20 protein-coding genes are annotated in these 24,786 nt (G+C 69.9%); 9 read left to right on the top strand and 11 right to left on the bottom strand.

All coding sequences use genetic code 11. The features are described from left to right. Position 1 precedes the first annotated feature (1 nt). Positions 2 to 1,216 (bottom strand): CaiB/BaiF CoA transferase family protein, encoded by a 1,215-nt coding sequence (locus AC2EAQ_RS03790; RefSeq protein WP_484640423.1) that lies wholly within the window; start codon positions 1,214 to 1,216, stop codon positions 2 to 4. Then, on the bottom strand, positions 1,213 to 2,148 hold the full coding sequence (locus tag AC2EAQ_RS03795; RefSeq protein ID WP_484640424.1) for a hydroxymethylglutaryl-CoA lyase: 936 nt from the start codon (positions 2,146 to 2,148) through the stop codon (positions 1,213 to 1,215). The genes AC2EAQ_RS03790 and AC2EAQ_RS03795 overlap by 4 nt, the downstream gene beginning before the upstream one ends. Before the next feature lie 69 nt (positions 2,149 to 2,217). Between AC2EAQ_RS03795 and AC2EAQ_RS03800 the strand changes: the two genes are divergently transcribed. From AC2EAQ_RS03800 to AC2EAQ_RS03810, 3 genes are read left to right on the top strand one after another with little or no spacing between them, the layout of a single operon-like run. After that, positions 2,218 to 3,138: a LysR family transcriptional regulator gene (locus AC2EAQ_RS03800; protein WP_484640425.1), complete on the top strand. Its 921-nt coding sequence runs from the start codon at positions 2,218 to 2,220 to the stop codon at positions 3,136 to 3,138. Positions 3,139 to 3,173: 35 nt separating this feature from the next. Then, the gene (locus tag AC2EAQ_RS03805; RefSeq protein WP_484640426.1) at positions 3,174 to 3,782 is read left to right on the top strand and encodes a helix-turn-helix domain-containing protein; all 609 of its coding nucleotides are present in this window, start codon (positions 3,174 to 3,176) and stop codon (positions 3,780 to 3,782) included. Positions 3,783 to 3,793: 11 nt separating this feature from the next. Continuing rightward, positions 3,794 to 4,336 (top strand): GNAT family N-acetyltransferase, encoded by a 543-nt coding sequence (locus AC2EAQ_RS03810; RefSeq protein ID WP_484640427.1) that lies wholly within the window; start codon positions 3,794 to 3,796, stop codon positions 4,334 to 4,336. Between the two features lie 18 nt (positions 4,337 to 4,354). On the opposite strand, the gene AC2EAQ_RS03815 is transcribed toward AC2EAQ_RS03810, so the two are convergent. Continuing rightward, positions 4,355 to 5,038, bottom strand: coding sequence for a tellurite resistance TerB family protein (locus AC2EAQ_RS03815; protein ID WP_484640428.1), 684 nt, complete (start codon positions 5,036 to 5,038; stop codon positions 4,355 to 4,357). Positions 5,039 to 5,164: 126 nt separating this feature from the next. Between AC2EAQ_RS03815 and AC2EAQ_RS03820 the strand changes: the two genes are divergently transcribed. From AC2EAQ_RS03820 to AC2EAQ_RS03830, 3 genes are all read left to right on the top strand, one after another. After that, positions 5,165 to 5,881, top strand: a complete 717-nt coding sequence (locus AC2EAQ_RS03820) for a class I SAM-dependent methyltransferase (RefSeq protein WP_484640429.1) — start codon at positions 5,165 to 5,167, stop codon at positions 5,879 to 5,881. A gap of 182 nt (positions 5,882 to 6,063) precedes the next feature. Next, complete coding sequence (locus AC2EAQ_RS03825) at positions 6,064 to 10,320, top strand: RHS repeat-associated core domain-containing protein (RefSeq protein ID WP_484640430.1); 4,257 nt, start codon at positions 6,064 to 6,066, stop codon at positions 10,318 to 10,320. Beyond that, positions 10,317 to 10,838 (top strand): hypothetical protein, encoded by a 522-nt coding sequence (locus AC2EAQ_RS03830; protein ID WP_484640431.1) that lies wholly within the window; start codon positions 10,317 to 10,319, stop codon positions 10,836 to 10,838. The genes AC2EAQ_RS03825 and AC2EAQ_RS03830 overlap by 4 nt, the downstream gene beginning before the upstream one ends. A 69-nt stretch (positions 10,839 to 10,907) precedes the next feature. Here the strand turns inward: AC2EAQ_RS03830 and AC2EAQ_RS03835 are convergent, their stop codons facing one another. The 6 genes from AC2EAQ_RS03835 to scpA all read right to left on the bottom strand — a co-directional run bounded on the left by AC2EAQ_RS03835 (position 10,908) and on the right by scpA (position 18,844). Then, on the bottom strand, positions 10,908 to 11,039 hold the full coding sequence (locus AC2EAQ_RS03835; RefSeq protein ID WP_484640432.1) for a hypothetical protein: 132 nt from the start codon (positions 11,037 to 11,039) through the stop codon (positions 10,908 to 10,910). 522 nt (positions 11,040 to 11,561) lie between these two features. Next, complete coding sequence (locus AC2EAQ_RS03840; protein WP_484640433.1) at positions 11,562 to 12,035, bottom strand: VOC family protein; 474 nt, start codon at positions 12,033 to 12,035, stop codon at positions 11,562 to 11,564. 28 nt (positions 12,036 to 12,063) lie between these two features. Then, the gene (locus AC2EAQ_RS03845; protein ID WP_484640434.1) at positions 12,064 to 14,115 is read right to left on the bottom strand and encodes an acetyl-CoA carboxylase biotin carboxylase subunit; all 2,052 of its coding nucleotides are present in this window, start codon (positions 14,113 to 14,115) and stop codon (positions 12,064 to 12,066) included. A gap of 26 nt (positions 14,116 to 14,141) precedes the next feature. Then, a complete protein-coding gene (locus AC2EAQ_RS03850) occupies positions 14,142 to 15,674 on the bottom strand; it encodes an acyl-CoA carboxylase subunit beta (protein ID WP_484640436.1) in 1,533 nt (510 codons plus the stop codon). Positions 15,675 to 15,725: 51 nt separating this feature from the next. Next, entirely contained in the window at positions 15,726 to 16,688 is a 963-nt protein-coding gene (gene meaB / locus AC2EAQ_RS03855) for a methylmalonyl Co-A mutase-associated GTPase MeaB (protein WP_484641147.1), read from the bottom strand. Positions 16,689 to 16,699: 11 nt separating this feature from the next. Then, on the bottom strand, positions 16,700 to 18,844 hold the full coding sequence (scpA, locus tag AC2EAQ_RS03860; protein ID WP_484640438.1) for a methylmalonyl-CoA mutase: 2,145 nt from the start codon (positions 18,842 to 18,844) through the stop codon (positions 16,700 to 16,702). 106 nt (positions 18,845 to 18,950) lie between these two features. Here scpA and AC2EAQ_RS03865 point away from each other — a divergent pair, with 106 nt between their 5' ends. The 3 genes from AC2EAQ_RS03865 to AC2EAQ_RS03875 all read left to right on the top strand — a co-directional run bounded on the left by AC2EAQ_RS03865 (position 18,951) and on the right by AC2EAQ_RS03875 (position 23,189). Next, positions 18,951 to 19,610 (top strand): GntR family transcriptional regulator, encoded by a 660-nt coding sequence (locus tag AC2EAQ_RS03865; RefSeq protein ID WP_484640439.1) that lies wholly within the window; start codon positions 18,951 to 18,953, stop codon positions 19,608 to 19,610. Positions 19,611 to 19,711: 101 nt separating this feature from the next. Then, complete coding sequence (locus AC2EAQ_RS03870) at positions 19,712 to 20,839, top strand: aminotransferase class V-fold PLP-dependent enzyme (RefSeq protein WP_484640440.1); 1,128 nt, start codon at positions 19,712 to 19,714, stop codon at positions 20,837 to 20,839. A gap of 115 nt (positions 20,840 to 20,954) precedes the next feature. Further along, positions 20,955 to 23,189: a PhoX family protein gene (locus AC2EAQ_RS03875; RefSeq protein WP_484640441.1), complete on the top strand. Its 2,235-nt coding sequence runs from the start codon at positions 20,955 to 20,957 to the stop codon at positions 23,187 to 23,189. 42 nt (positions 23,190 to 23,231) lie between these two features. On the opposite strand, the gene AC2EAQ_RS03880 is transcribed toward AC2EAQ_RS03875, so the two are convergent. Together AC2EAQ_RS03880 and AC2EAQ_RS03885 are read right to left on the bottom strand one after the other, a co-directional pair. Beyond that, entirely contained in the window at positions 23,232 to 24,416 is a 1,185-nt protein-coding gene (locus AC2EAQ_RS03880) for an acetyl-CoA C-acyltransferase family protein (protein WP_484640443.1), read from the bottom strand. A 91-nt stretch (positions 24,417 to 24,507) separates the two neighbouring features. Next, positions 24,508 to 24,750, bottom strand: a complete 243-nt coding sequence (locus AC2EAQ_RS03885; RefSeq protein WP_484640444.1) for a DUF2798 domain-containing protein — start codon at positions 24,748 to 24,750, stop codon at positions 24,508 to 24,510. Positions 24,751 to 24,786: the final 36 nt, after the last annotated feature.

Raw genomic sequence — 24,786 nt, forward strand, 5'->3', positions numbered from 1 at the left:
CCTACGCCACCGCCCTGGATTCGATCAGCGCGTCCACCTCGGCGTCCGTGAGGCCCACGCCGCGCAGCACTTCGCGCGTGTGCTCGCCGGCGCGCGGCGGGTTGTGGCGCACGCCCGGGCGCTGCCCGTCGAGCGTGAACGGGAACAGCGTGGTCTTCACCGTCTGGCCCGCGCGCGCGCCGTCGGTCAGGCGGATGTCGGCCAGGCCACCGGTGGCCAGCAGGTGCGGGTCGTCGAGCAGCTGCTCGGGCTTCATGATCGGCGCGAAGGGCAGGCCCGCGTCCTCGAACCTCCGCGCCAGCTCGTCGGCGGTGTGGGCCTGCAGCCGGCGCGTGATCTCCGGCAGCAGCGTCGGCCGCGCGCGCACGCGGTCGTTGTTCAGGCGCAGCGCCGGGTCCGCCTTCAAGTCGGCAAAGCCCAGCGTGTCGCAGAACACCAGCCACTGCGCGTCGCTCACCGCGGCCAGGAAGATCTGCCCGCCGTCCTTCACGGTGAACACGTCGTAGATGGCCCAGGGGCTGATGCGCGCGGGCATCGGCGCGGCCGGCTGGCCGGTGATCGCGTACTGCAGCATGTGCTGCCCGACGAGGAAAATGTTGTTCTCGTACAGCGCCGACTGCACCTCCATGCCGCGCCCGGTGATGCCGCGCTGGATCAGCGCCCCCAGGATCGCGATGGCGCCGAACATGCCGCCCATGATGTCGTTGACCGACGAGCCGGCGCGCAGCGGGTCGCCCGGGCGGCCGGTCATGTAGGCCAGCCCGCCCATCATCTGCACCACCTCGTCGAGCGCGGTGCGGTGGTCGTAGGGCCCGGGCAGGAAGCCCTTCAGGCTGGCGTAGATCAGGCGCGGGTTGGCGGCCGACAGCGACGCATGGTCCAGCCCGTACTTCACCATCGTGCCGGGCTTGAAGTTCTCCGCCACCACGTCGGCCGCGCCACACAGGCGCCGCGCCGCCGCCGCGCCGTCCGGGTGGTGCAGGTCGATCCGGATGCTCTTCTTGTTGCGGTTGAACATCGGGAAGAAGCCGGCGCCGGCACCGAGCAGCGTGCGCGTGCGGTCGCCTTCGATCGGCTCCACCTTCACCACGTCAGCGCCCAGGTCGGCCAGCACCATGCCGCAGGTGGGGCCCATCACCATGTGGGTGAACTCCACCACCTTCAGGCCGGCCAGGGGTTGCGGCAGTGGCCGCGCGGTCGTGTCGGGAGCGTTCATGCGGCGATTGTCTTCGGCAGGCCGGCACGCCAGATGGCGCCGTGCAGCGGCTCGCCGTCGAGCCACTGCGCCACCTGCGCGCGCAGCGCCATCAGGCGCGCGAAGTCCAGGCCGGTGGGCACGCCCATGCTGGCGAAGAGATACGCCACGTCCTCGGTGGCCACGTTGCCGCTGGCGCCCGGCGCGTGCGGGCAGCCGCCGAGGCCGCCGGTGCAGGCGTCGAAGCGCCGCACGCCGGCCTGCCAGGCGGCGAACACGTTGGCGCAGCCCAGGCCGCGCGTGTCGTGGAAGTGGCCGCACGACAGGCGCTCGCCCGCGACGTCGAGGCATTGCTCGAACAGCGTCTTCACCTGCAGCGGGTCGGCGTAGCCCACGGTGTCGGCCAGGCCGATGCGGTCCACGCCGGCGTCCAGCGCGGCACGCACCAGGCGCAGCACCTCGGCCGGCTCCACCCGGCCCTGGATCGTGCAGCCGAAGGCGGTGGACAGGCCCACCTCCACCAGGCACCCGGAGCCGCGCGCATCGCGCAGGTCGACGATGCGGTGCAGGTCGGCCACCACGTCGTCGGGCGTGCGCTTCAGGTTGGCCAGGCTGTGCGCATGGCTGGCCGACAGCGGCAGCAGCATCGCGTGCGCGCCCGCGTCCAGCGCGCGCTCGGCGCCCTTCAGGTTGGGCACCAGCACCGACGGCCGGCAGCCCGGCAGCGTGTTGGCAAACGCCACCAGCTCGGCCGTGTCGGCCAGCTGCGGCATGAGGCGCGCCGGCACGAACGAGCCCACCTCGATCTCGCGCAGGCCGGCGTCGTGCGCGGCGCGCAGCCATGCCAGCTTGTGCGCCGTCGGCACCACGCGGGCCAGGATCTGCAGGCCGTCGCGCAGGCCCACCTCGCGCACGGTGACGGGCGGGTGCGGTCGGGGCGTCGGGGCAGTCATCGCCGCACTGTAGCCATGCCTTGCGGCATCATCCACGGTATTTCGGAACCACCACCGTTCCCGTTTGGCATGGCAGAACACAAGACCTTCGACCCCGTGACGCTGCGCCTGTTCATCGCCGTCTGCGAGGAACGCAACATCGCACGCGCCGCCGAGCGCGAGGCCATCGTGGCGTCGGCCGTGAGCAAGCGCATCGCCGCCATCGAGGCCGCGGTCGGCGCGCCGCTGCTGGTGCGCGGTCGGCGCGGCATCGAGCCCACGGCGGCCGGGCAGGCGTTGCTGCGCCAGGCGCGCGACGTGCTTTCCACCATGGCGCGCATGCACGCCGAGCTGTCCGACTTTGCCGCCGGCAAGCAGGGCAGCGTGCGCGTGCTGGCCGCGCCGTCGATCCTGGCCGAGGACCTGGCCGACGACATCGGCGCCTTTCTCCAGCGCCACCCGCAGGTGAGCGTGAGCCTGGACGAGCGCGTCAGCCCGGACATCGTGAAGGGCGTGCGCGAGGGCGCCGCCGACCTGGGCGTGCTGTGGGACCTGTCGGACCTGGGTGGACTGGCGAGCCTGCCGTACCGCAGCGACCGGCTGTGCCTGGCCGCGCCGCTGGGCCACCCGCTGGCGCGACGCAGGCGCGTGTCGTTCGCCGACGCGCTGGACCACGTGGTGGTGGCCGTGGCGCCGGGCGGCATGATGGACCGGCTGCTGCAGCGCGAGGCCGCCCGCATGGGGCGCCAGCTCGTCAACCGCATCCAGGTGTCCAGCATGGACGCCGCCGCGCGCATCGTGGCTGCGGGCCTGGGCCCGGCGATCCTGCCGCGCGAGGCGGTGCAGATGCACTCGGCGTCCGAGTCGCTGGCGATGGTGCCGCTGACCGACGCCTGGGCCGAGCGCCGCTTCGTGGTGTGCCTGCGCGGCGACGGCAGCGCGCCCGCCGCGGTGCGCCTGCTGGCCGACGCCCTGCGCGACGCGGCCGCCGGAGCCAGCGGCAGGGGTTGACGGCATTGTCCAATATGCTGGACACTTTCTCCAGCATGAGAGAACAACCGCCACCGCCCGAGACGGCTGCCTCCGACGTCAACGACCGCATCGCCCGGCGCGTGCGCGACCTGCGGGCCGGGCGGGGCCTGTCGCTGGACGCGCTGGCCCGCCAGTGCGGCGTGAGCCGATCGATGATCTCGCTCATCGAGCGCGGCGAGGCCAGCCCCACGGCGGTGGTGCTGGAGCGCCTGGCCACCGGCCTGGGCGTGCCGCTGGCGTCGCTTTTCGACGCACCCGGCGCCGCCGCCAGCCCGGTGGCACGCGCGGCCGACCAGCCGGTGTGGCGCGACCCGCACTCGGGCTACGTGCGGCGCAACGTGTCCCCCGCCGGCGACTCGCCGCTGCGCATCGTGGAGGTGTCGTTCCCGCCGCGTGCGCGCGTGGCCTATGACACCGCCGCGCGCGAGCCGGCGATGCACCAGCAGGTGTGGGTGCAGGCCGGCACGATCGAGGTGACCGTGGGGGACGACACGCACCGCCTCGCCGCCGGCGACTGCCTGGCCCACCGGCTGGACCGGCCCACCAGCTTCCACAACCCCGGCCGCACGACGGCGCGGTACGTGGTGGTGATCGCCACCACGCCGTCGGCAGCCCCACGGTGATCAACGCTGCCATGCACCTGCCTCCATCCGCCGCCCACCCCGCCGCCGCCCGACTCGTGACGCAGGTGGACGACACGCTCGCCCAGGCCCTGGCCACGCTGCTGATCGACTGCGTGGAAGGCGGCGCGTCGGTCAGCTTCATGCACCCGCTGCCCCCAGCGCGTGCGCTCGCGTTCTGGCGCGGCGTGGGCGACGGCGTGGCGCGCGGCGAGCGGCTGCTGCTGACGGTGGACGACGAGCACGGGCTGGCCGGCACGGTGCAGGTGGTGCTGGACCAGCCGGAGAACCAGCCGCACCGCGCCGACGTGTCCAAGATGCTGGTGCACCGCCGCGCCCGCCGCCGCGGCCTGGGCGCGCTGCTGATGCGCGCTGCGGAGGCCGCGGCGCAGCGCCACGGCCGCACCCTGCTGGTGCTGGACACCGCCAGCGACGACGCGCGCCGGCTGTACGAGCGCCTGGGATGGCAGCGCTGCGGCGACATCCCCGGCTACGCACTGCTGCCCGACGGGCAGCCGTGCAGCACCACCTACTACTACCGCGAGCTCCCGCGCTGACGCGCGGCGACCGCCCGATCAGCCGGCGCTGCGCGCCTTGGCCTCCAGGTCGGCCTTCAGCTCGGCCGGCAGTCGGAGCTGGCGCGCCAGCTCGTCCAGGTAGGCGCGCTCCATCGTGGTGGTGTCGTCCACCACCAGCACGCTGGCGAGGTACATCTCGGCGGCCATCTGCGGGCTGGTGCTGGCCGCGGCCACGTCGGCCGGCTCCACCGGGCGGCGCAGTTCGGCGTCGACCCAGCCGCGCACGGCGGGGTCGGCCTCCAGGCGCTGCAGCTCGCCTTCGAGCGCGGCGCGCTCGCGATCGTCCAGGTGCCCGTCGGACTTGGCCGCGGCGATCATCGCCTTGAGCATGGCGCGGGAATGGTCCTCCAGCTGCGGCGCGGGCAGCGCGGCGAAGCCCGGCACCGTGCCGGCGCCCTGCCCCTGCGGCGCGCCGGCCGCGGGCTGCGGCGCGGCGGCCTGCTGGCGCGCCTGCCAGTCGCTGTAGGCCTTCCAGGCCAGCGTGCCGAGCGCGGCCACGGTGCCGATCTTGAGCGCCTTGCCGCCGAGGCTGCGCCCGCGCTTGCTGCCCAGCAGCAGCGCCAGCGCCCCGCCCGCGGCCGCGCCGGTGGCGTACTTGCCCAGGTCGCCCGACTGGCGGGCGGTGTCGTAGCGCTCCATGCCGGACTTGAGCAACTGGTCCAGAAGGGTCTGCATGCTCATGCGAAGGCTCCGCGAAGGGATGGTGGCAACGCGCGCACTCTAGCGGCGCCGCCATACCCGCAAGGCGCGCAGGCGCATACTCGGCCACGAGCGTGGCCCTTTGCCCCCTGCGAGGCGCTCGCTCCGATGACCGGCTATCACACCCACCGCACCCGCATCGCCATCGACGGCGTGCCCGACCTGCTGATCCGCGCGCTGGCCGACCGCCAGCAGTTCCACGACCCGCACGACCACGCCGCCCGGCTGGGCATCTCGTCGGCCGCGTGGCCGCTGTTCGGCCTGGCCTGGCCCAGCGGCCTGGCCCTGGCCGAGCGCCTGGCGCAGCGGCCGGTGAGTGCCACCGAGCGCATCCTGGAGATCGGCTGCGGCCTCGCGCTGCCCAGCCTGGTGGCGCACCGCCGCGGCGCCCACATGACCGCCAGCGACTGCCACCCGCTGGCCGCGGGCTTCCTGCGCGCCAACCTGCGCCTCAATGGCCTGACGCCGATGAGCTACCGCCACGGCCAGTGGAACGTACCGGCGCGCGAGCCGGCACGCCAGGGCCGGCGCAGCGGCAGCATCGTGCGCGGCCGCTTCGACCTGATCGTGGGCAGCGACCTGCTGTACGAGCGCGACAGCCGCGGCGGCCTCGCCGCCTTCATCGCCCACCACGCCCTGCCCGACGCCACCGTGTGGATCGTGGACCCCGACCGCGGCAACCGCAGCGCGTTCCACCGCGAGATGGCGAGCGCCGGTTTCACGCGCGAGGAGGAGCGGCTGGACCGGGACGAGAGGCCCGGCAGGGCCGGGTATCGGGGGCGGCTGCTGACGTATCGGCGGGGCCAAGGACACGGGCCTGCCTGAGTACCCAGCAGAGTTCCTGAGTGAATCAGCGTTAGCCACATCGTCAAGCTTGACGAGTTGACCCTACGGCAAGCTGCCCATAGCCTGCTCTGGCCCAAAAGGAGGAGAGGACAGTGGAGCAGACTGAAACCGGTCGTCGACTGCTTAGCCTGGCAAAACGCGCTATGGCTACTTGGCTCAGTGTGACACTCGCGGTGTCACCGCTTGGCTTCTGGTCTCCTGCGGCGATTGCTCAGGATTGCTCCGTCCCTTCGACCCCAGTGGCGGCATGGTCATCGGATCCTGCCTCGTTCAACCAGGAGTACGGCGACGAATCAGACGACCTCAGCCCGGACGAAACCGCCTTCTATGAGCAGCACATGCCGGCGTCGTCCGACAGTGAACTCGTACAGAGCGTGCGCACGGGTGACGCCGGCGACCCTTCGAGCAACTGGTTTCGACAGGTCGACCCCTGGGGCCCGCGCAACACCGAGTGGGGACCCGTACGCCCGGCGCTGGGCGCCCAGCTCACCGAGTGGTTCGCGGTCCATCCCACGCAGGAGTACACCGTGGTCGCCGCCATGGACCTCGACTGGCTCAACAAGCGTGTCATCGAACTGGACTACGAGCATGCGGCCGTGGCGGCCCTGCGATGGGGGCGCACCTACAACAGCAACACCGCGACCTTGAATGCCCAAGTCACCATCCCGATGGGTGCAGGCTGGCGCAGCAACTGGGACAAGAGCGTGGAGATGCTGAATGCCGGCAACGTCTTCCTGCATCGTGCCAACGGCACCAAGCTGTCCTTCTGGTGGAACGGCACCAGCCAGGTGTGGTCCGACGCCAGCTATCCACCCGCAGGTGCGTTGACTCGCCTGCCGAGTGGGCAGTGGCAGTACGTCAACACGCAGGATCAGGTCGAGATCTACAGCGCCGCGGGTCGCCTGCTGAGCCAGAGCGATGGTGGTGTGGTCGTCACGCTGCAGTACGACGCGGCATCGCGGCTGGCTTCCGTGACAGACCCGTTCGGCCGCAGCCTGGTCGTCGGCTACGACGGTGCCTCGCGCGTCAGTACGGTGTCACTGCCGGGTGGTACCAACCTCGTCTACACCTACGACGCGGGCCACCGTCTGACTTCTGCCCGGATGCCCGATCTCAGCCAGCGCAGCTTCCTCTACGAGGACGCAGGCCTGCCGTTCCATCTGACCGGCGTGATCGATGAGTCCGGCAGACGCGTACTGCAGGTCGGCTACGACTCCGGGGGGCGGCCGGTTGCATCGAACAAGGGTAGCGGGGTCGACCCGGTGACGGTGTCGTACGCCGGAAACCAGGCCACCACGACCGATGTTCGAGGCAAGCAGGTCGTCCGCACATTTGCAACCGTCGGCGGCAGCAAGCGGGTAACAAACCTGGCGGTGCCCGCGACGCCGGACAGCCCGGCGTTGCAGACCTCGGTGTCGCTCGATGGCAGCGGCAACCCGGTATCGACCACGCTGCCCACAGGGGAAGTCTCCACCGCCGCCTACGACACCCGGGGGCTCCCGGTGTCGGTGACTCGCGCGCAAGGCACATCACAGCAGACCACGGCCACGATGTCGTGGCATCCCGTGTGGCGCAAGCGCACGCAGATCGTGGCGAACGGCGTGACGACGAACACGACCCTCGATGCGATGGGGCGGGTGACGCAGGTCAGCCAGACAGCCAACGGAGCGACACGCGTTCTCGCGCAGCGCGTCTACAACGCACAGAACCTGCTGCACTCGAAAACCGACGCTCGCGGGTCCACCTGGACGTACGGCTACGACGGGGCCGGACGCAGAACCACCGTGACCGACCCACAGGGGCGCATCAGCACCGCGTCCAACTTCAACGCGATGGGCCTGCCGCAACGCATCACGAGACCCAACGGACTGGTCGTGGACCTGACCTACGACACCCGAGGCAGACCGACCGCGCGCACGGTGGCCGGCCGCGTGACGGCGATCCAGTACGACGCTGCCGGCCGGGTGACGCGCCAGACACGCCCTGACGGCAGCTGGTCCAACAGGTCCTACACGACGGCCGGCTTGCTTGCGGCCATTGGCAACCATCGCTCCGAGACCACCATGATCTCGCGCGACGGAGCCGGCGCGGTGGTGGGTGAGCACACCTACAGTGCCGGCGGGGCGCTCGTGAGGGCGTCCACGCGCCAACTCGACACGCTCGGTCGTGTCAAGGCGGTGGTCGACTCGCGAAACCACGCGACGCAGATGCTCTATGGCGCCGATGGCCGCCCACGCGGCATCACGAACCCGGCGGGTCAGAGCTTCACGCGAACGCCCGATCTGCTGGGCCGCGTCATCGCGCGCACCCAACCCAACACCACCGCCATGCGCAACCTGGGCGGGCCCGCGACGACCACGTCCACGAGTGCCTTCGACGGGTTGAACCGCCACACCAGCACCACCGACCACAACGGCGTGGCCACCGGCTACGGACACGACCACTTCAACCGGGTCGTGTCGGAAGTCGGCAACGATCCCGGTGCGCAGACGGTGGCCCGCAACAACGCCGACGACATCACGTCGCACACGAACGCCGTGGGGGGCCTCAACGCACGGGCGCACGATGCCATGGGTCGACTCACCTCCATCGGCGCGGGCACGTGGCTGGCCCAGACCTACACCTACGTTCCGCATCGCGCTGAGCCGCTGCTGTCGCAGGTCACGGACTCCACCGGCAGCACGAGCTGGACCTACGACAGCGCCGGCCGCATGCTGACCAAGACACAGGTGACCAACGGGGTGTCACGCACATTGACGGTGACGCGCGACTCGCTGGGTCGGCCGTCGCGCATGACCTATCCCTCGGGCATGTACGTCGACATTGCCTACAGCAACGGAGCCGTCGCCTCGCTGGCCATCAACGGCTCCACGCTGTTGAACACCATCGCGTACCGTCCATTCACCCAGACGGCAAGCAGTTGGCGCTGGAGCAACAACAGCACCTACACCCGCGGCTTCGACAACGACGGCCGCGTGACGAGCGTCACCCTGGGACCCGTAACGCGCACCTACAGCTACGATGCCGTCGGGCGCGTGGCCAGCCACGCAGAGGGCGCAGTCACCTCCACTTATGGCTACGACGAGCTGGGCCAGGTCACAAGCTACACCGGACCGGCCGGGAACCGCAGCTGGACCTGGGATGGCAACGGGAACCGCCGAACCGAGAACGTGAGCGGATCGACACGAACCTACGCTTACGCGCCCAACAGCAACAGGCTGACCAGCGTGACCGGCCAACGCAGCTACACGTATGACGCCGGCGGCAGCCCGACAAACGAGGCCGTCAGCGGCTATGCCAGCTGGTACGACAACCACCGCCGGCTGATCCGCATGCAGCAGCTGGGCGCCATGATGAACCGCTCGCTGAGCTTTAGCTACAACGCCCTCGGCCAGCGGGTGAACAAGGTCGTGCGCTACTACATTCCTGAGTGGGGCGGCGGTGCGCTTCGGGCTTCGGGCAGCAATGTCAGGGCCGCGCCAAAGACGGTATCACCGCAGAGCCTGGCGGCCCAGTCGGTCAGCGCCACGTCGTCCACATGGGTCGACGACAGCACCTGGACGGTGGAGAGCAACCGGCTGTTCTTCCACGACGAGCAGGGCCGGCTGCTGGGCGAGTACGACAGCGTGTGGCCCGGCGACAACCAGGAGCATGTGTGGTTCAACGGCCAGCCGGTGGCGGTGGTGCGCGGCGGCATCGTCTACCACGTGCACGCCGACCACCTGGGCACGCCGCGCAGCATCACGCGCGGCAGCACTGGCGCGCAGGTGTGGCGCTGGGACAGCGAGCCCTTTGGCAGCACCTACCCCACGACCTTCACCGGCGGCTTCGACTACCACCTGCGGTTTGCGGGTCAATACTTCGACCTGTGGACCGGCCTGCACTACAACTGGCATCGGTACTACGATCCGGTGACGGGGCGGTATACGCAGTCTGATCCAATTGGGTTGGCGGGGGGACTGGCGCGGTATACGTACGTCGACGGCAGCCCGCTCAACGCGACGGATCCGGCTGGCCTTGCGCCGAACTACGACGAGAGGCTGATTGGGGGAGGTGCGGGCGGCGCGAGAGCACCTCTCCCTGCGAGATTCACCGCCCCGGCCGGGGCGCAGTGGGGAGGTGGCGGCCCGCAGACAGTGCCGTTCGGCACCGTCGGAGCAAGGGCCAGTTCTGGTGGTTCTATCAATGCAGACGGCATCGGCAACCCCGTAACTAGATTTGCACAGATTACGGACCCAGGGTCAATGAAGTCATTCACTACACCAGGCGGTGCACAAGGTATATCCGGGAACCTGGTTGGCGGTGGGCGAAGCAACATCCGATTCAATGCGGACGGGTCTGTCAGAGTTGATGCCCATCCATCCGGCGGATCAATGATCACAGAGCACTGGCTAAAGGCAGGGATGTGCGCACCATGAAGATTCTGATCTCTCCTCAGGCTGAAGAGTTGAGTGCACTTCGGAAGCTTCTAACAAGGGCGATCGACGTTGTAAAGGTCTGGCCATGTCAACTTGGAGAGCTGTCCGCTGAGTACGGGCGCCCCACCTCCTTGGTGCGAGTGCAATGCAGGGACGGATACTTCGTGGACCTGTTTATCGACGAGGCGAGGATGCTGCGGCTGCAGGACTTGCCTTGCATTGCAGCATCTACGGCCGACAAGTCGGGCGTCATGACAGAGGAACCCGCAGAGACGCCTTTTGCCGGGGTGCCTCAAGGCATCGCCTTGCTTTGGATGATCGAGCCTTACGCTGGAGATGAGGGCATGTACCAGGAAGGAGACGTGGTCGAGTACGTTGCCGGTCTCATGATCGTCAGTGAAGCGGGGACCATCGTGGTTGGCCGATCCAAGGCGGCAACGTGTCTCGACTTCTCCTTCTTTGGCTTTGGTACTTTGCCCAAGGTTCGAGAGTATGCGAAGGTGAACTATCTGCGGTGAACCCGGCAGGCCTCGGGCAGCAAGGCCAGGCCGGCGCTCAAGACGGTGTCGGCACAGCGCCTGGCGCGCCTAGTCGGTCAGCGCCACGTCGTCCACATGGGTCGACGACAGCACCTGGACGGTGGAAAGCAACCGGCAGTTCTTCCACGACGAGCAGGGCCGGCTGCTGGGCGAGTACGACAGCGTGTGGCCCGGCGACAACCAGGAGCATGTGTGGTTCAACGGCCAGCAGGTAGCGAGGCGACGTTGGGAAGGTCAGTAGTTCACGCGGAGACGGGTGCAGTTGGCCTTGGCAACCTTGGGGGCGCGATCGGCCGGTGGCTACGCGACAAGATCAATCCCTCCTCGAACATCGGCGGTCTGGTGTGCCCCATGTGACCATGACGACTCTCCGACGATTCCGACGCGCGTTCTGGTTGGTGGCACTCGTCCTGTTTGGTCTGGGCATGGCGACACTGTACGTTTGGCCTTGGCTCGGCGTTGCCATGCTTGTCGGCGTGGCCATTGGTGGGCAGTACCTGTCGTCGTTCGCCTGCCCGAAGTGCGGTGTGTCTTTGGCGTATGGTCGAGTCTCCAAGGATCTCAAGGGCCTGTTGCCCAGTGTCCCGTCTCTACCTCGACGATGTGCCAACTGCGACTGGGACCTTGATCAGGATCCCTAGCAAGCGATCGATCAACCTGCCCTCAATCTGGCGCACCCGCTGAAGGTTCGCAGATTCGAAGCTAGCGCCCCAACGCCTGCACAACCTCCGGCGGCGCCTGCACCAGCTCGATCAGCACGCCCTCGCCACCCAACGGGAACTCGTCGTTGCCCTTCGGGTGGATGAAGCAGATGTCGTGACCGGCCGCGCCGGGGCGGATGCCGCCGGGGGCGAAGCGCACGCCGTGCGCGCTCATCCATTCCACGGCCTTGCGCAGGTCGTCCACCCACAGGCCCACGTGGTTCAGCGGCGTGGCGTGCACGGCGGGCTTTTTGTCGGGGTCCAGCGGCTGCATCAGGTCCACCTCCACCGCGTGGGAGCCGTGGCCGAGGGCGCAGATGTCCTCGTCCACGTTCTCGCGTTCGCTCACGAACGTGGACTTCACCTGCAGCCCCAGCATGTCCACCCAAAGCGCCCTCAGGCGCTGCTTGTCGGGCCCGCCGATGGCCACCTGCTGGATGCCGAGGATGCGAAAGGGCTTCGCGTCTTGCGTCATGGCGTTGTGCTCCCGGGGTCGATGCGGTTCACTCGAAGCTGACGATGGCCTGGTCCACCGCCAGGCTCTCGCCCTTCTTCGCCAGCACCTCCTTCACCGTGCCGTCCTGCGCGGCGGTGAGGATGTTCTCCATCTTCATGGCCTCGATGACGGCCAGCTTCTCGCCGGCCGTGACCTTCTGGCCCGGCTGCACCGACACGTCCACCAGCAGGCCCGGCATCGGCGACAGCAAAAACCGCGAAAGGTCCGGCGGCGCCTTGTGCGGCATCAGGCGCAGCAGCTCGGCCGCCCGCGGCAACAGCGCCAGCGTGTCGACGGTGGTACCGTGATGCGACACGCGGATGGCCAGCGGGTTCTTCGCGCCGCCGCGCTCCACCTGCGCGGTGAAGGGCTTGCCGTTGCAGGTGCCGGTCATCAGCACTTCGCCCAGCTTGCTGTCGCTCTGGATCGCGAAGTGCCGGTCGCCCAGCACCACGTCGGCGCGGCCGGCCGTGGCGTCGAACTGGTCGATGTGCGCCGGATGGTGCTCGTGCGCGCCGTCGGGCCGCAGCACCACCACCACCAGGTCCGGCAGGTTGGTGGCGCCGTGGCCGGCCACCTGGCCGTTGATCTTCATCGCCCGCTCGCGCGCCTTGCGCCGCACGAAGGCGGCCAGCGCCACCAGGAACAGCGGGTCGTCGTGCACCACGTCGGCCGACGAGAAGCCCTTGGGGTAGTGCTCGGCGATGAAGCCGGTGTTGAAGCGCCCGGCCGCGAAGTCCGGGTGCGCCAGCAGCGCCGCCTGGAAGGGCACGTTGCTCGCGATGCCGCGGATCACGAACGCGTTGAGCGCGTCGCGCATGCGCGCGATGGCGTCGGCGCGGTCGTGGCCGTGCACGATCAGCTTGGCGATCATCGAGTCGTAGTGCATCGGGATCTCGCCGCCCTCGTACACGCCGGTGTCCACGCGCACGCCGCCGCCACCGGGCATGGGCTGCGCCGCGTGCAGCGTGGCGTCCGGGGTGCGATAGGCCACCAGCCGGCCAGTGGACGGCAGGAAGCCGCGGAACGGGTCCTCCGCGTTGATGCGGCATTCGATCGCCCAGCCCTTGCGCGGCACCTGCTCCTGCGTGAAGGGCAGCTTCTCGCCGGCGGCCACGCGGATCATCAGTTCCACCAGGTCCAGCCCGGTGATGCACTCGGTGACCGGGTGCTCCACCTGCAGCCGGGTGTTCATCTCCAGGAAGTAGAAGCTCTGGTCGGCGCCGACCACGAACTCCACCGTGCCGGCGCTCTGGTACTTCACCGCCCTGGCCAGCGCCACCGCCTGCTCGCCCATCGCCTTGCGCGTGGCCTCGCTGATGAAGGGCGACGGCGCCTCCTCGATCACCTTCTGGTGACGGCGCTGGATGCTGCACTCGCGCTCGTGCAGGTACACCGTGTTGCCGTGCGCGTCGCCCAGCACCTGGATCTCGATGTGCCGCGGCTGCTCGACGAACTTCTCGATGAAGACACGGTCGTCGCCGAAGCTGTTGCGCGCCTCGTTGCGGCACGACGCGAAGCCGTCGGACGCTTCCTTGTCGTTGAACGCCACGCGCAGGCCCTTGCCGCCCCCGCCGGCACTGGCCTTGATCATCACCGGGTAGCCGATGTCGCGCGCGATCTTCACCGCCTGCTCGGGCGTGTCGATGGCGTCGTTCCAGCCCGGGATGGTGTTGACGCGCGCTTCCTTGGCCAGCTTCTTGGACGCGATCTTGTCGCCCATGGCCGCGATGCTGTAGTGCTTGGGGCCGATGAAAACGAGGCCCTCTTCTTCCACCCGGCGCGCGAAGGCCTCGTTCTCGGACAGGAAGCCGTAGCCGGGGTGGATGGCCTGGGCACCGGTCTTCTTCGCGGCCTCGATGATGCGGTCGGCCACGAGGTAGCTCTCGCGGCTGGGCGCGGGGCCGATCGGCACCGCCTCGTCGGCCAGCGACACGTGCAGCGCGTCGCGGTCGGCGTCGGAGTACACCGCCACGGTGGCGATGCCCATGCGGCGCGCGGTCTTGATGACGCGGCAGGCGATCTCGCCGCGGTTGGCAATCAGGATCTTGGTGAACATGTGTGTCGTCCCCTTGTGGTGTGCGCTCAGAGCGGGATGTTTCCGTGCTTGCGCCAGGGGTTTTCGATCTTCTTGTCCTTCAGCATCGCCAGCGAGCGGCAGATGCGCTTGCGCGTCTCGTGCGGCTGGATCACGTCGTCGATGTAGCCTCGGGCGCCGGCCACGAAGGGGTTGGCGAAGCGGGCCTTGTACTCGGCCTCGCGCGCGGCCAGCTTGGCCGGGTCGCCCTTGTCCTCGCGGAAGATGATCTCCACCGCCCCCTTGGCGCCCATCACCGCCACCTCGGCGTTGGGCCAGGCGAAGTTGACGTCGCCGCGCAGGTGCTTGGAGCTCATCACCACGTAGGCGCCGCCGTAGGCCTTGCGCGTGATCACGGTCACCTTGGGCACGGTGCACTCGGCATAGGCGTACAGCAGCTTGGCGCCGTGCTTGATGATGCCGGCGTACTCCTGCGTGGTGCCGGGCAGGAAGCCGGGCACGTCCACGAAGGTGATCAGCGGGATGCTGAACGCGTCGCAGAAGCGCACGAAGCGCGCCGCCTTGATGCTGGACTTGATGTCCAGGCATCCCGCCAGCACCAGCGGGTTGTTGGCCACGATGCCCACGGTACGGCCTTCCATGCGCGCCAGGCCGATCACGATGTTCTTGGCGTAGTCGGGCTGCAGCTCGAAGAAGTCGCCGTCGTCCACCACCTTGAGGATCAGCTCCTTCATGTCGTAAGGCTTGTTCGGGTTGTCCGGCACCAGGGTGTCGAGCGACAGGTCGACGCGGTCGGCGCGGTCGGCGCTCGGGCGCACCGGCGGGCCGCTGCGGTTGTTCGACGGCAGGTAGTTGAAGAAGCGGCGCAGCATCAGCAGCGCCTCCACGTCGTTCTCGAACGCGCGGTCGGCCACGCCGCTGCGGCCGGTGTGCGTGCCGGCGCCGCCCAGCTCCTCGGCACTCACCTCCTCGTGGGTCACGGTCTTCACCACCTCGGGGCCGGTGACGAACATGTAGGAGCTGTCCTTCACCATGAAGATGAAGTCGGTCATGGCCGGCGAATACACCGCACCACCCGCGCACGGGCCCATGATCATGCTGATCTGCGGCACCACGCCGGAAGCCATCACATTGCGCTGGAACACCTCGGCATAGCCGCCAAGCGAAGCCACGCCTTCCTGGATGCGCGCGCCGCCGGAATCGTTCAGGCCGATCACCGGCGCGCCCACCTTCATGGCCTGGTCCATGATCTTGCAGATCTTCTCGGCATGCGACTCGGAGAGCGCGCCGCCGAAGACCGTGAAGTCCTGGCTGAACACGAACACCAGGCGGCCGTTGATCATGCCGTAGCCGGTGACCACGCCGTCGCCGGGCACCTTGTTGTCGTCCATGCCGAAGTCGACGCAGCGATGCTCGACGAACATGTCCCATTCCTCGAAGCTGCCCTCGTCGAGCAGCAGCTCGATGCGCTCGCGCGCGGTGAGCTTGCCGCGCGCGTGCTGCGCCGCGATGCGCTTGTCGCCGCCGCCCAGCCGCGCCGCGGCGCGCTTCTTCTCCAGCTGCTCGATGATGTCGTGCATGGTGTGTGTGTCCTCGGTCTCGGGTCGTTGTCGGGGGTGTCGGTAAAGGGTTCAGCCGCGCTCGAACAGGTCCAGCAGGCGGCGCGCGGCCACGGTGGGCGCGCTGAGCGACGCGGCCACGTCGGCCAGCGTCTGCGGCAGCGCGGCGCGCACCGCGGCATGGCGCCGGAAGTCGTCGGCCAGGCGGGCGTGGACGATGTCCCACAGCCAGGCCTCGCGCTGCGCGGCGCGGCGTGCGTCGAAGGCGCCGCTGGCGCGGCGCCGCTGCAGTTCGTCCTGCACCGCCTGCCACACGGCGTCGATGCCCAGGCCCTGCGTGGCGCTGGCCTTGAGCACCGGCGCGGCATGGTGCTCGCCGCGGCCGTGAAAGCCGAACACGCGCAGCGCGCTGGTGATCTGCGCCTGCGCGCGCGTGGCGGCGGCCTCGTCGATGTCGGCCTTGTTGATGACGATCAGGTCGGCCAGCTCCATCACGCCGCGCTTGATGGCCTGCAGGTCGTCGCCGGCGTTGGGCAGCTGCAGCAGCAGGAACAGGTCGGTCATGCCGGCCACGGTGGTCTCGCTCTGGCCCACGCCCACGGTCTCGACGATCACCACGTCGAAGCCCGCGGCCTCGCACAGCAGCAGCGCCTCGCGCGTGTGTTCGGCCACGCCGCCCAGCGCGCCGGACGTGGGGCTGGGCCGGATGAACGCCGCCGGCTGCACCGACAGCCGTTCCATGCGGGTCTTGTCGCCGAGGATCGAGCCGCCGGACACCGACGACGACGGGTCCACCGCGAGCACGGCCACGCGGTGGCCGCGGCCGAGCAGCGCCAGGCCGAGCGTCTCGATGAAGGTGCTCTTGCCCACGCCCGGCACGCCGGAGATGCCCAGCCGCACCGCGCCGCCGGTGCGCGGCATCAGCGCGTCGAGCAGCGCGTCGGCCTGCGCGCGGTGGTCGGCGCGGGTGCTTTCGACGAGCGTGATGGCCTTGGCCAGCGCGCGGCGGTCGCCGCGCGCCAGCGCCTCGGCCATCGGCGCCGGATTCACGCGCCGACCGCCTTGCGGATCTGCTCCAGCACGTCCTTGGCGCTGGCGGGGATCGGGGTGCCCGGGCCGTAGATGCCCTTGACGCCGGCGTCGTAGAGGAAGTCGTAGTCCTGGCGCGGAATGACGCCGCCGACGAAGACGATGATGTCGTCGGCGCCCTGCTTCTTCAGCTCCGCGATGATGGCCGGCACCAGGGTCTTGTGGCCGGCGGCCAGCGTGGACACGCCCACCGCGTGCACGTCGTTCTCGATCGCCTGGCGGGCGCACTCCTCGGGGGTCTGGAACAGCGGGCCGATGTCGACGTCGAAGCCGAGGTCGGCGAAGGCGGTGGCCACCACCTTGGCGCCGCGGTCGTGGCCGTCCTGGCCCAGCTTTGCGATCATCACGCGCGGGCGCCGGCCCTGCGCGTCGGCGAAGGCGGCGATCTCGCCCTTGAGCTTGTCCCAGCCCTCGGCACTGTCGTATGCGGCTGCGTACACCCCGGTCACCTTCTGCGTGTCGGCGCGGTGGCGCCCCCAGACCTTCTCCAGCGCGTCGCTCACCTCGCCCACCGTGGCGCGCACGCGCACCGCCTGGATGGCAAGGTCGAGCAGGTTGCCCTGCCCAGTTTCGGCGCAACGCGTCAGCGCGTCCAGCGCGGCCTGCACGCGGGCGCCGTCGCGCGCCTGGCGCAGCGCGGCCAGGCGGGCCACCTGGTTGTCGCGCACCATGTGGTTGTCCACCTCGAGGATCTCGATCGGGTCCTCCTTGGCGAGGCGGTACTTGTTGACGCCCACGATCACGTCGGCGCCGGAGTCGATGCGCGCCTGCTTGGCCGCGGCGCTGGCCTCGATCTTGAGCTTGGCCCAGCCCGAGTCCACCGCGCGGGTCATGCCGCCCTGCGCGTCCACCTCCTCGATGATCGCCCAGGCCTGGTCGGCCATCTCCTGCGTCAGCCGCTCCATCATGTAGCTACCGGCCCAGGGGTCGACCACGCTGGTGATGTGGGTTTCCTCCTGGATGATGAGCTGCGTGTTGCGCGCGATGCGGGCGCTGAACTCGGTGGGCAGCGCGATCGCCTCGTCGAAGCTGTTGGTGTGCAGGCTCTGCGTGCCGCCGAACACCGCGGCCATGGCCTCGATCGTGGTGCGCACGACGTTGTTGTACGGGTCCTGCTCGGTGAGGCTCCAGCCCGAGGTCTGGCAGTGGGTGCGCAGCATCAGGCTCTTCGGGTTCTTCGCGCCGAAGCCCTGCATGATCCGGCACCACAGCAGGCGCGCGGCGCGCATCTTGGCGATCTCGAGATAGAAGTTCATCCCGATCGCCCAGAAGAACGACAGGCGACCGGCGAACTCGTCGACGTCCAGGCCCTTGGCGATGGCGGTCCGCACGTACTCCTTGCCGTCGGCCAGCGTGAAGGCCAGTTCCAGCGCCTGGTTCGCGCCGGCTTCCTGCATGTGGTAGCCGGAGATGCTGATCGAGTTGAACTTCGGCATCTTCCGCGCCGTGTACTCGATGATGTCCGCCACCACCCGCATGCTCGGCTCCGGCGGGTAGATGTAGGTGTTGCGGACCATGAACTCCTTGAGGATGTCGTTCTGGATCGTCCCCGAGAGCTGGTCCTGCGCGACGCCCTGCTCCTCCGCGGCCACCACGTAGCCGGCCAGCACCGGCAGCACGGCGCCATTCATGGTCATGCTCACGCTCACCTTGTCGAGCGGGATGCCGTCGAACAGGATCTTCATGTCCTCGACGCTGTCGATGGCCACGCCGGCCTTGCCGACGTCGCCGGTGACGCGCGGATGGTCGCTGTCGTAGCCGCGGTGCGTGGCCAGGTCGAACGCCACGCTCACGCCCTGCGCGCCGGCGGCCAGCGCCTTGCGGTAGAAGTCGTTCGACGCCTCGGCGGTGGAGAAGCCCGCGTACTGGCGGATCGTCCACGGCCGCACCGCGTACATCGTGGCCTGAGGGCCGCGCACGAAGGGCGCGAAGCCCGGCAGCGTGTCGGCATGCGGCAGGCCCTGCAGGTCGGCCGCGGTGTAGAGCGGCTTGACCACCAGCCCCTCGGGCGTCGTCCAGTTCAGCGCGTCCACGTCGCCGCCGGGGGCGGACTTGCGGGCGGCCTTCTGCCAGTCGGCCAGGGTCGGGGCGGGATCGGTCATCGGTGTCTCCTCGGTCGGCCAGCACCACGGGGGCGCGGTCCGGGCTGGCGGCCGGACGGGGCCGCGGTGCTTGCATTATCCATAATTATGAATTCAAATCCAACACGTGCCTGACACCGCCGCCGCCCCAGCCGCCGCGCCTTCGCTCGCGCGCCGCGCCCTCTACGAGGACGTGGCCGACCGGCTGCGCGCGCAGATCTTCGCGCGCCAGCTCGAGCCCGGCGCATGGATCGACGAGCTGCGCCTGGCCACCGACTACGGCATCAGCCGCACCCCGCTGCGCGAGGCGCTGAAGGTGCTGGCCGCCGAGGGCCTGGTGACGATGAAGCCGCGCCGCGGCGCCTACGTGGCCGAGATGAGCCGCGACGACGTGGCCCAGGTCTACCACCTGCTGGGGCTGCTGGAAGCCGACGCCGCAGGCCAGGTGGCCGCGCAGGCGCACGCCGACCAGATCGCCGCGCTGCGGGCCCTGCACGAGCGCCTGGAGCGCAGCGTGCGCCAGCGCGACGCCTTCTTCGCGGTCAACGAGCAGTTCCACATGGCGCTGCTCGACGCGGCGGGCAACCGCTGGCTCGCCCACATCGTGGCCGACCTGCGCAAGGTGATGAAGCTCAACCGCCACCACTCGCTGTTCAAGCAGGGGCGGCTGGCCGAGTCGCTGGCCGAGCATCGCGCGCTGATGGCCGCCATCGAGTCGCGCAACCCCGAGCAGGCCACGCGGCTGATGCGGGAACATTTCGCGAACGGGCTGGAGGCCACTGCCTGACCCGCACGACCCGGGGGCGCCGCGGCCGGCAAGCCGGCGCGCAAGGCGGTAAGCTGCCTGCCATGCCGTCCGCGGCGACCCCATGAACTCAAAGGACCGCCATGCCCGGCCTGCTCCCCGACGTTGACCCCGACGGCCTGCTCGAATACTCGGTCGTCTATACCGACCGCGCGCTCAACCACATGGCGCGCCGCTTCCACGGCGTGATGCAGGACATCTCCGCCGTGCTGAAGGAGGTGTATGGCGCGCGCTCCGCGATCGTGGTGCCCGGCAGCGGCAGCTACGGCATGGAAGCCGTGGCGCGCCAGTTCGGCGGCGGCAAACGCGCGCTGATCGTGCGCAACGGCTGGTTCAGCTACCGCTGGACCCAGATCTTCGAGATGTCCGGCGTGGCCGCCGGCATCGAGGTGCTGAAGGCGCGCCGCACCGGCGACGGCCCGAAGGCGCCTTTCGCCCCCGCCCCGGTGGACGAGGTGGTGGCCGCGATCCGCGCGTCGCGCCCGGACGTGGTGTTCGCGCCGCACGTGGAAACCTCGGCCGGCATGATCCTGCCCGACGACTACCTCAAGGCCGTGACCGACGCGGTGCATGCGCACGGCGGCCTGTTCGTGCTGGACTGCGTGGCCTCGGGCGCGATGTGGGTCGACATGGCCGCCACCGGCGTGGACGTGCTGATCAGCGCGCCCCAGAAGGGCTGGAGCAGCACGCCCTGCGCCGGCCTGGTGATGCTGTCCGAGCGCGCGCGCGAGCGCATCGAAAGCACCACCAGCAGCAGCTTCTCGCTCGACCTGCGCAAGTGGCTGTCGATCATGGAAGCGCACGAGGCGGGCACGGTGGCCTATCACGCCACGCTGCCCACCGACGGCCTGGCCAAGCTGCGCGACGCCATGCTGGAGACGCGCGCCTTCGGCTTCGCCCGCGCCAAGCAGGTGCAGACCGAGATCGGCCAGCGCGTGCGCCGGCTGCTCGAGTCCAAGGGCGTGACCAGCGTGGCCGCGCCCGGCTTCCAGGCGCCCTGCGTGGTGGTGAGCTACACCGACCATGCCGACTGGCACAACACCAAGGCGTTCGCCGCCCAGGGCCTGCAGACGGCCGCGGGCGTGCCGCTGGCCTGCGACGAGGGCGCGGACTTCCGCACCTTCCGCGTCGGCCTGTTCGGTCTGGACAAGCTCGGCAACCCCGACCGCACGGTCGCCACGTTCGAGCGCGCGCTCGCCGCGCTGACCTGACGATCCCGGGCCGTACTTCACGGCCCTGTCATCGAACTCCTCAATAGTCGGTCGCGATGCGGCCCGGCTCGGGGCCGCGTGTTCGCCAACCACGGCCCGCCACCAGGAGTTCCAGATGAAGGGTTCATCCCATCCCGCCAACGACCTTGCCGTCAACCCGTCGACCCACGAGTCGATCCGCGACGTCATCGACCGCGTCGAGCCCGGCCGACGCCGCTTCCTGCAAAGCAGCCTCGGCGCCGCCACGCTCAGCGCCGCCGGCGGCCTGACGCTGGCCGGGCTGTCCGGCACCGTCGAGGCCGTGACGCCCTCCCAGGGCGCCGGCCTGCCCGGCATCGGCTTCGCGCCGGTGCCGGCGAGCCTGGCGCCGGTGGCCGACCGCGTCACCGTGCCCGCCGGCTACACCGCCGAACTGTTCGTGGCCTGGGGCGACCCGATCATGAAGGGCGCCCTGCCCTTCAACGGCACCGCCTCCGAGACGGCCGCCGATCAGGCGCGCCAGTTCGGCGCCCACAACGACGGCATGCACTTCTTCCCGTTCGCCAAGGGACATGACGAGGACGACGATGTGCGCGACGGCAAGCGCTGGCAGCGCGACCCCTGGCAGGCGCTGTCGAGCCGCCGCGGCCTGCTCGTGACCAACCACGAGTACACGCACGAGGAGATCCTCTACCCCGACGGCCAGGTCGGTGCCAGCGGCTACACGATCGCCAAGACCCGCAAGTCGCAGGCGGCGCACGGCATCGCGGTGCTGGAAGCCGTTCGCCAGAAGGGCCGCTGGACGGTGAACCGCCAGTCGCGCCATGCGCGCCGCATCACCGCCAACACGCCGATGCGGCTGTCGGGTCCGGCCGCAGGCCACCCGCTGCTGCAGGTCAACGCCTACGACGTGACCGACACCGGCAGCTTCGCCACCGGCAAGAAGACCGACGGCCGCACCGCGCTGGGCACCCTGAACAACTGCGGCCACGGCGTGACGCCCTGGGGCACCTACCTGTCCGGCGAGGAGAACTGGAACGGCTACTTCGGCAGCACCACCGGCACGGTCGACACCTCCGTCGCCACCGAATCAGGCAAGCTCAATCGCCGCTACGGGCTGTCGGCCACGGGCTTCGGCTATCGCTGGCACACCACGGACCCGCGCTTCGACCTGGCGGCCAACCCGAACGAGCCCAACCTGTTCGGCTGGGTCGTGGAAGTGGACCCCTACGACCCCCACAGCGTGCCGGTCAAGCGCACCGCGATGGGCCGCTTCAAGCACGAGGGCGCCTGGTCGGCGGTGGACGACGACAACCACGTCGCCTTCTACCAGGGCGACGACGAGCGCAACGAGTACATCTACAAGTTCGTCTGCGCCGGCAGGTTCAATCCGCACAAGCGCAGCGCCAACTTCGACCTGCTCGACCAGGGCACGCTGTACGTCGCGCGCTTCAACGCGGACCTCACCGGCACCTGGATCCCGCTGCTGCCGGGCACGCTGGGCACGGACGGCGTGGCGCTGCGCGACAACCCGAACTTCGCAGGCGCCAACGACGCCGAGGTGCTGGCAAAGATCCTGATCAAGACGCGCATGGCCGGCGACGCCGTCGGCGCGACGATGATGGACCGGCCGGAATGGACCGGCGTGCGTCCGCGCGTGGGCGGCTTCAAGGAGATCGAGGCCTACTGCACGCTGACCAACAACAACCGTCGCGGCGGCACGCCGGTGTCGGCCAACCTGGCCGACGGCTCCACCGCGGCCGGCAGCGCCCGGCCCGCGGTGGACGCGGCCAACCCGCGCCCCAACAACGTGTACGGCGGCGTGATCCGCTGGCGCGAGAACGGCCGCTCGGTGCGCGCCACGTCGTTCACCTGGGACCTGTTCATCCAGAACGGCGACACGCGCACCACCCGGGCCGCGGTGCCCGGCAACGACTTCCGCGGCAGCATCGTCGACACGCCGGACGGCAGCGCCGACTACGGCGCGCCCGACGGCATCTGGTTCGACCGCTATGGCCGGCTGTGGGTGCAGACCGACCAGCAGGGCGACGCCCAGGGCGACTGGGTCAACATCGGTGCCAACAGCATGGTGTGCGTGGACGCGAACACCGGGGCCACCCGCCGCTTCATGACCTCGCCGCCCAACTGCGAGGTGACCGGCGTGGTGCTCACGCCGGACGGCCGCACGATGTTCGTCGGCATCCAGCACCCGGGCGAGGACTCGACCGCGGCCAACCCGACGCAGTTCTCCAGCTGGCCCCAGGCGCAGTGGAGCGTGGCGTCGGACGGCGTGACTGCGCTGCCGCCGGGCCGCCCGCGCTCGGGCGTGGTCGTCATCCGCAAGGACGACGGCGGCATCATCGGCACCTGAGCGCCGACTGGCGGGGCCCTTCGGGGCCCCGCCCCCGCCTCGTCAGAGGCGCTCGAACACCGCGGCGATGCCCTGCCCGCCGCCGATGCACATCGTGACCAGCGCGTAGCGGCCGCCGCTGCGGTGCAGCTCGTACACCGCCTTGGTGGCCAGGAAGGCGCCGGAGCAGCCGATCGGGTGGCCCAGCGCGATCGCGCCGCCGTTCGGGTTGGTCTTGGCCATGTCGAGCTCCAGGCCGCGCGCCACGGCGATGGCCTGGGCCGCGAAGGCCTCGTTGCTCTCGATCACGTCGATCTGGTCCAGGCGCAGGCCGGCCTTCTTGAGCGCCAGCTTCGACGCCGGGATCGGGCCCTCGCCCATGATCTCGTTGGGCACGCCGGCCACCGCATAGCTCACCAGGCGCGCCAGCGGCTTGTGGCCGTCGGCGGCGGCGCGGGTGGCGTCGGCCAGCACGAAGAACGCGGCGCCGTCGTTGATGCCCGAGGCGTTGCCCGCGGTGACGCTGCCGTCCTTCTTGAACGCCGGCTTCATCTTGGCCAGCGTCTCCATCGTGGTGCCGGGCTTGACGTGCTCGTCGGTGTCGAACACGACCTCGCCCTTCTTCGTCTGCTTGACGATGGGCACGATCTGGCTCTGGAAGCGGCCCTCGGCGATGGCGGCGGCGGCACGGCGGTGCGATTCCACCGCCAGCGCGTCCTGCTGCTCGCGCGTGATGCCCCACTTGGCCACCAGGTTCTCGGCCGTGATGCCCATGTGGCCGACGCCGAACGGGTCGGTCAGCGTGGCCACCATGGCGTCGATCATCTTCACGTCGCCCATGCGGGCGCCCGAGCGCAGCTGCGGCGACAGGTAGGCGCCGCGGCTCATCACCTCGACACCGCCGCCGATGCCGTACTCGCAGTCGCCGAGCAGGATGTTCTGCGCCGTGGTGACGATGCCCTGCAGGCCCGACGAGCACAGCCGGTTCACCGCCATGGCCACGCTGTCCATCGGCAGCCCGGCCTGGATGCTGGCCACGCGCGCCACGTAGGCAAAGCGGCTTTCGGTGGGGATCACGTTGCCCACGGTCACGTAGTTGATCGCCTTCGGGTCGACGCCGGAGCGCTCGACCGCGGCCTTCATCACGGTGCCCGCCAGCTCGGCCGGCTCCATGTCGGCCAGGGCGCCGTTGAACGTGCCGATCGCCGACCGTGCGGCCCCCAGAACCACCACATCGCGCTTGCTCATCGTCTGCTCCTCGTCGGTGAATGCCTGCCGCCCCATGGCGGCGCCTGCCACGGATTGCACACCCGGGCGCTGGCAGCGAGCTTACGCCGGATCAAGCCGGAGGGCGGACGTCGACGAGCGCGGCGGTCAGGCGCCTGACCAGCGGCAGCACCACCAGCACGGCGGGAAAGGCGACCAGCCAGGACCACATCCAGGAGGCGAACCAGACGCCCAGGAAGGTCGGGCCCCAGCCCAGCACCCGCAGCGTGCTGATGCCCGACACGACGCAGGTCATGAACAGGCTGAGGAAAAGCGGCATCACCCACTGGGCGTGCCGCGCGGCGAGCTTGGTCATCGGGACGGATGTAGCGCGGCAGGCCGGCCCGCCGGG

This window comes from Aquabacterium sp. T101, from assembly GCF_057219775.1.

Coding starts and splice junctions, on each gene's coding strand:
- meaB (WP_484641147.1), bottom strand. CDS start 16,688: ATGGCCGAGGCGCTGGCGCGCGGCGACCGCCGCGCGCTGGCCAAGGCC.
- AC2EAQ_RS03805 (WP_484640426.1), top strand. CDS start 3,174: ATGAGAGAACAACCGCCACCGCCCGAGACGGCTGCCTCCGACGTCAAC.
- AC2EAQ_RS03880 (WP_484640443.1), bottom strand. CDS start 24,416: ATGAGCAAGCGCGATGTGGTGGTTCTGGGGGCCGCACGGTCGGCGATC.
- AC2EAQ_RS03820 (WP_484640429.1), top strand. CDS start 5,165: ATGACCGGCTATCACACCCACCGCACCCGCATCGCCATCGACGGCGTG.
- AC2EAQ_RS03795 (WP_484640424.1), bottom strand. CDS start 2,148: ATGACTGCCCCGACGCCCCGACCGCACCCGCCCGTCACCGTGCGCGAG.
- AC2EAQ_RS03875 (WP_484640441.1), top strand. CDS start 20,955: ATGAAGGGTTCATCCCATCCCGCCAACGACCTTGCCGTCAACCCGTCG.
- AC2EAQ_RS03870 (WP_484640440.1), top strand. CDS start 19,712: ATGCCCGGCCTGCTCCCCGACGTTGACCCCGACGGCCTGCTCGAATAC.
- AC2EAQ_RS03850 (WP_484640436.1), bottom strand. CDS start 15,674: ATGCACGACATCATCGAGCAGCTGGAGAAGAAGCGCGCCGCGGCGCGG.
- AC2EAQ_RS03885 (WP_484640444.1), bottom strand. CDS start 24,750: ATGACCAAGCTCGCCGCGCGGCACGCCCAGTGGGTGATGCCGCTTTTC.
- AC2EAQ_RS03830 (WP_484640431.1), top strand. CDS start 10,317: ATGAAGATTCTGATCTCTCCTCAGGCTGAAGAGTTGAGTGCACTTCGG.
- AC2EAQ_RS03845 (WP_484640434.1), bottom strand. CDS start 14,115: ATGTTCACCAAGATCCTGATTGCCAACCGCGGCGAGATCGCCTGCCGC.
- AC2EAQ_RS03810 (WP_484640427.1), top strand. CDS start 3,794: ATGCACCTGCCTCCATCCGCCGCCCACCCCGCCGCCGCCCGACTCGTG.
- scpA (WP_484640438.1), bottom strand. CDS start 18,844: ATGACCGATCCCGCCCCGACCCTGGCCGACTGGCAGAAGGCCGCCCGC.
- AC2EAQ_RS03800 (WP_484640425.1), top strand. CDS start 2,218: ATGGCAGAACACAAGACCTTCGACCCCGTGACGCTGCGCCTGTTCATC.
- AC2EAQ_RS03815 (WP_484640428.1), bottom strand. CDS start 5,038: ATGAGCATGCAGACCCTTCTGGACCAGTTGCTCAAGTCCGGCATGGAG.
- AC2EAQ_RS03840 (WP_484640433.1), bottom strand. CDS start 12,035: ATGACGCAAGACGCGAAGCCCTTTCGCATCCTCGGCATCCAGCAGGTG.
- AC2EAQ_RS03790 (WP_484640423.1), bottom strand. CDS start 1,216: ATGAACGCTCCCGACACGACCGCGCGGCCACTGCCGCAACCCCTGGCC.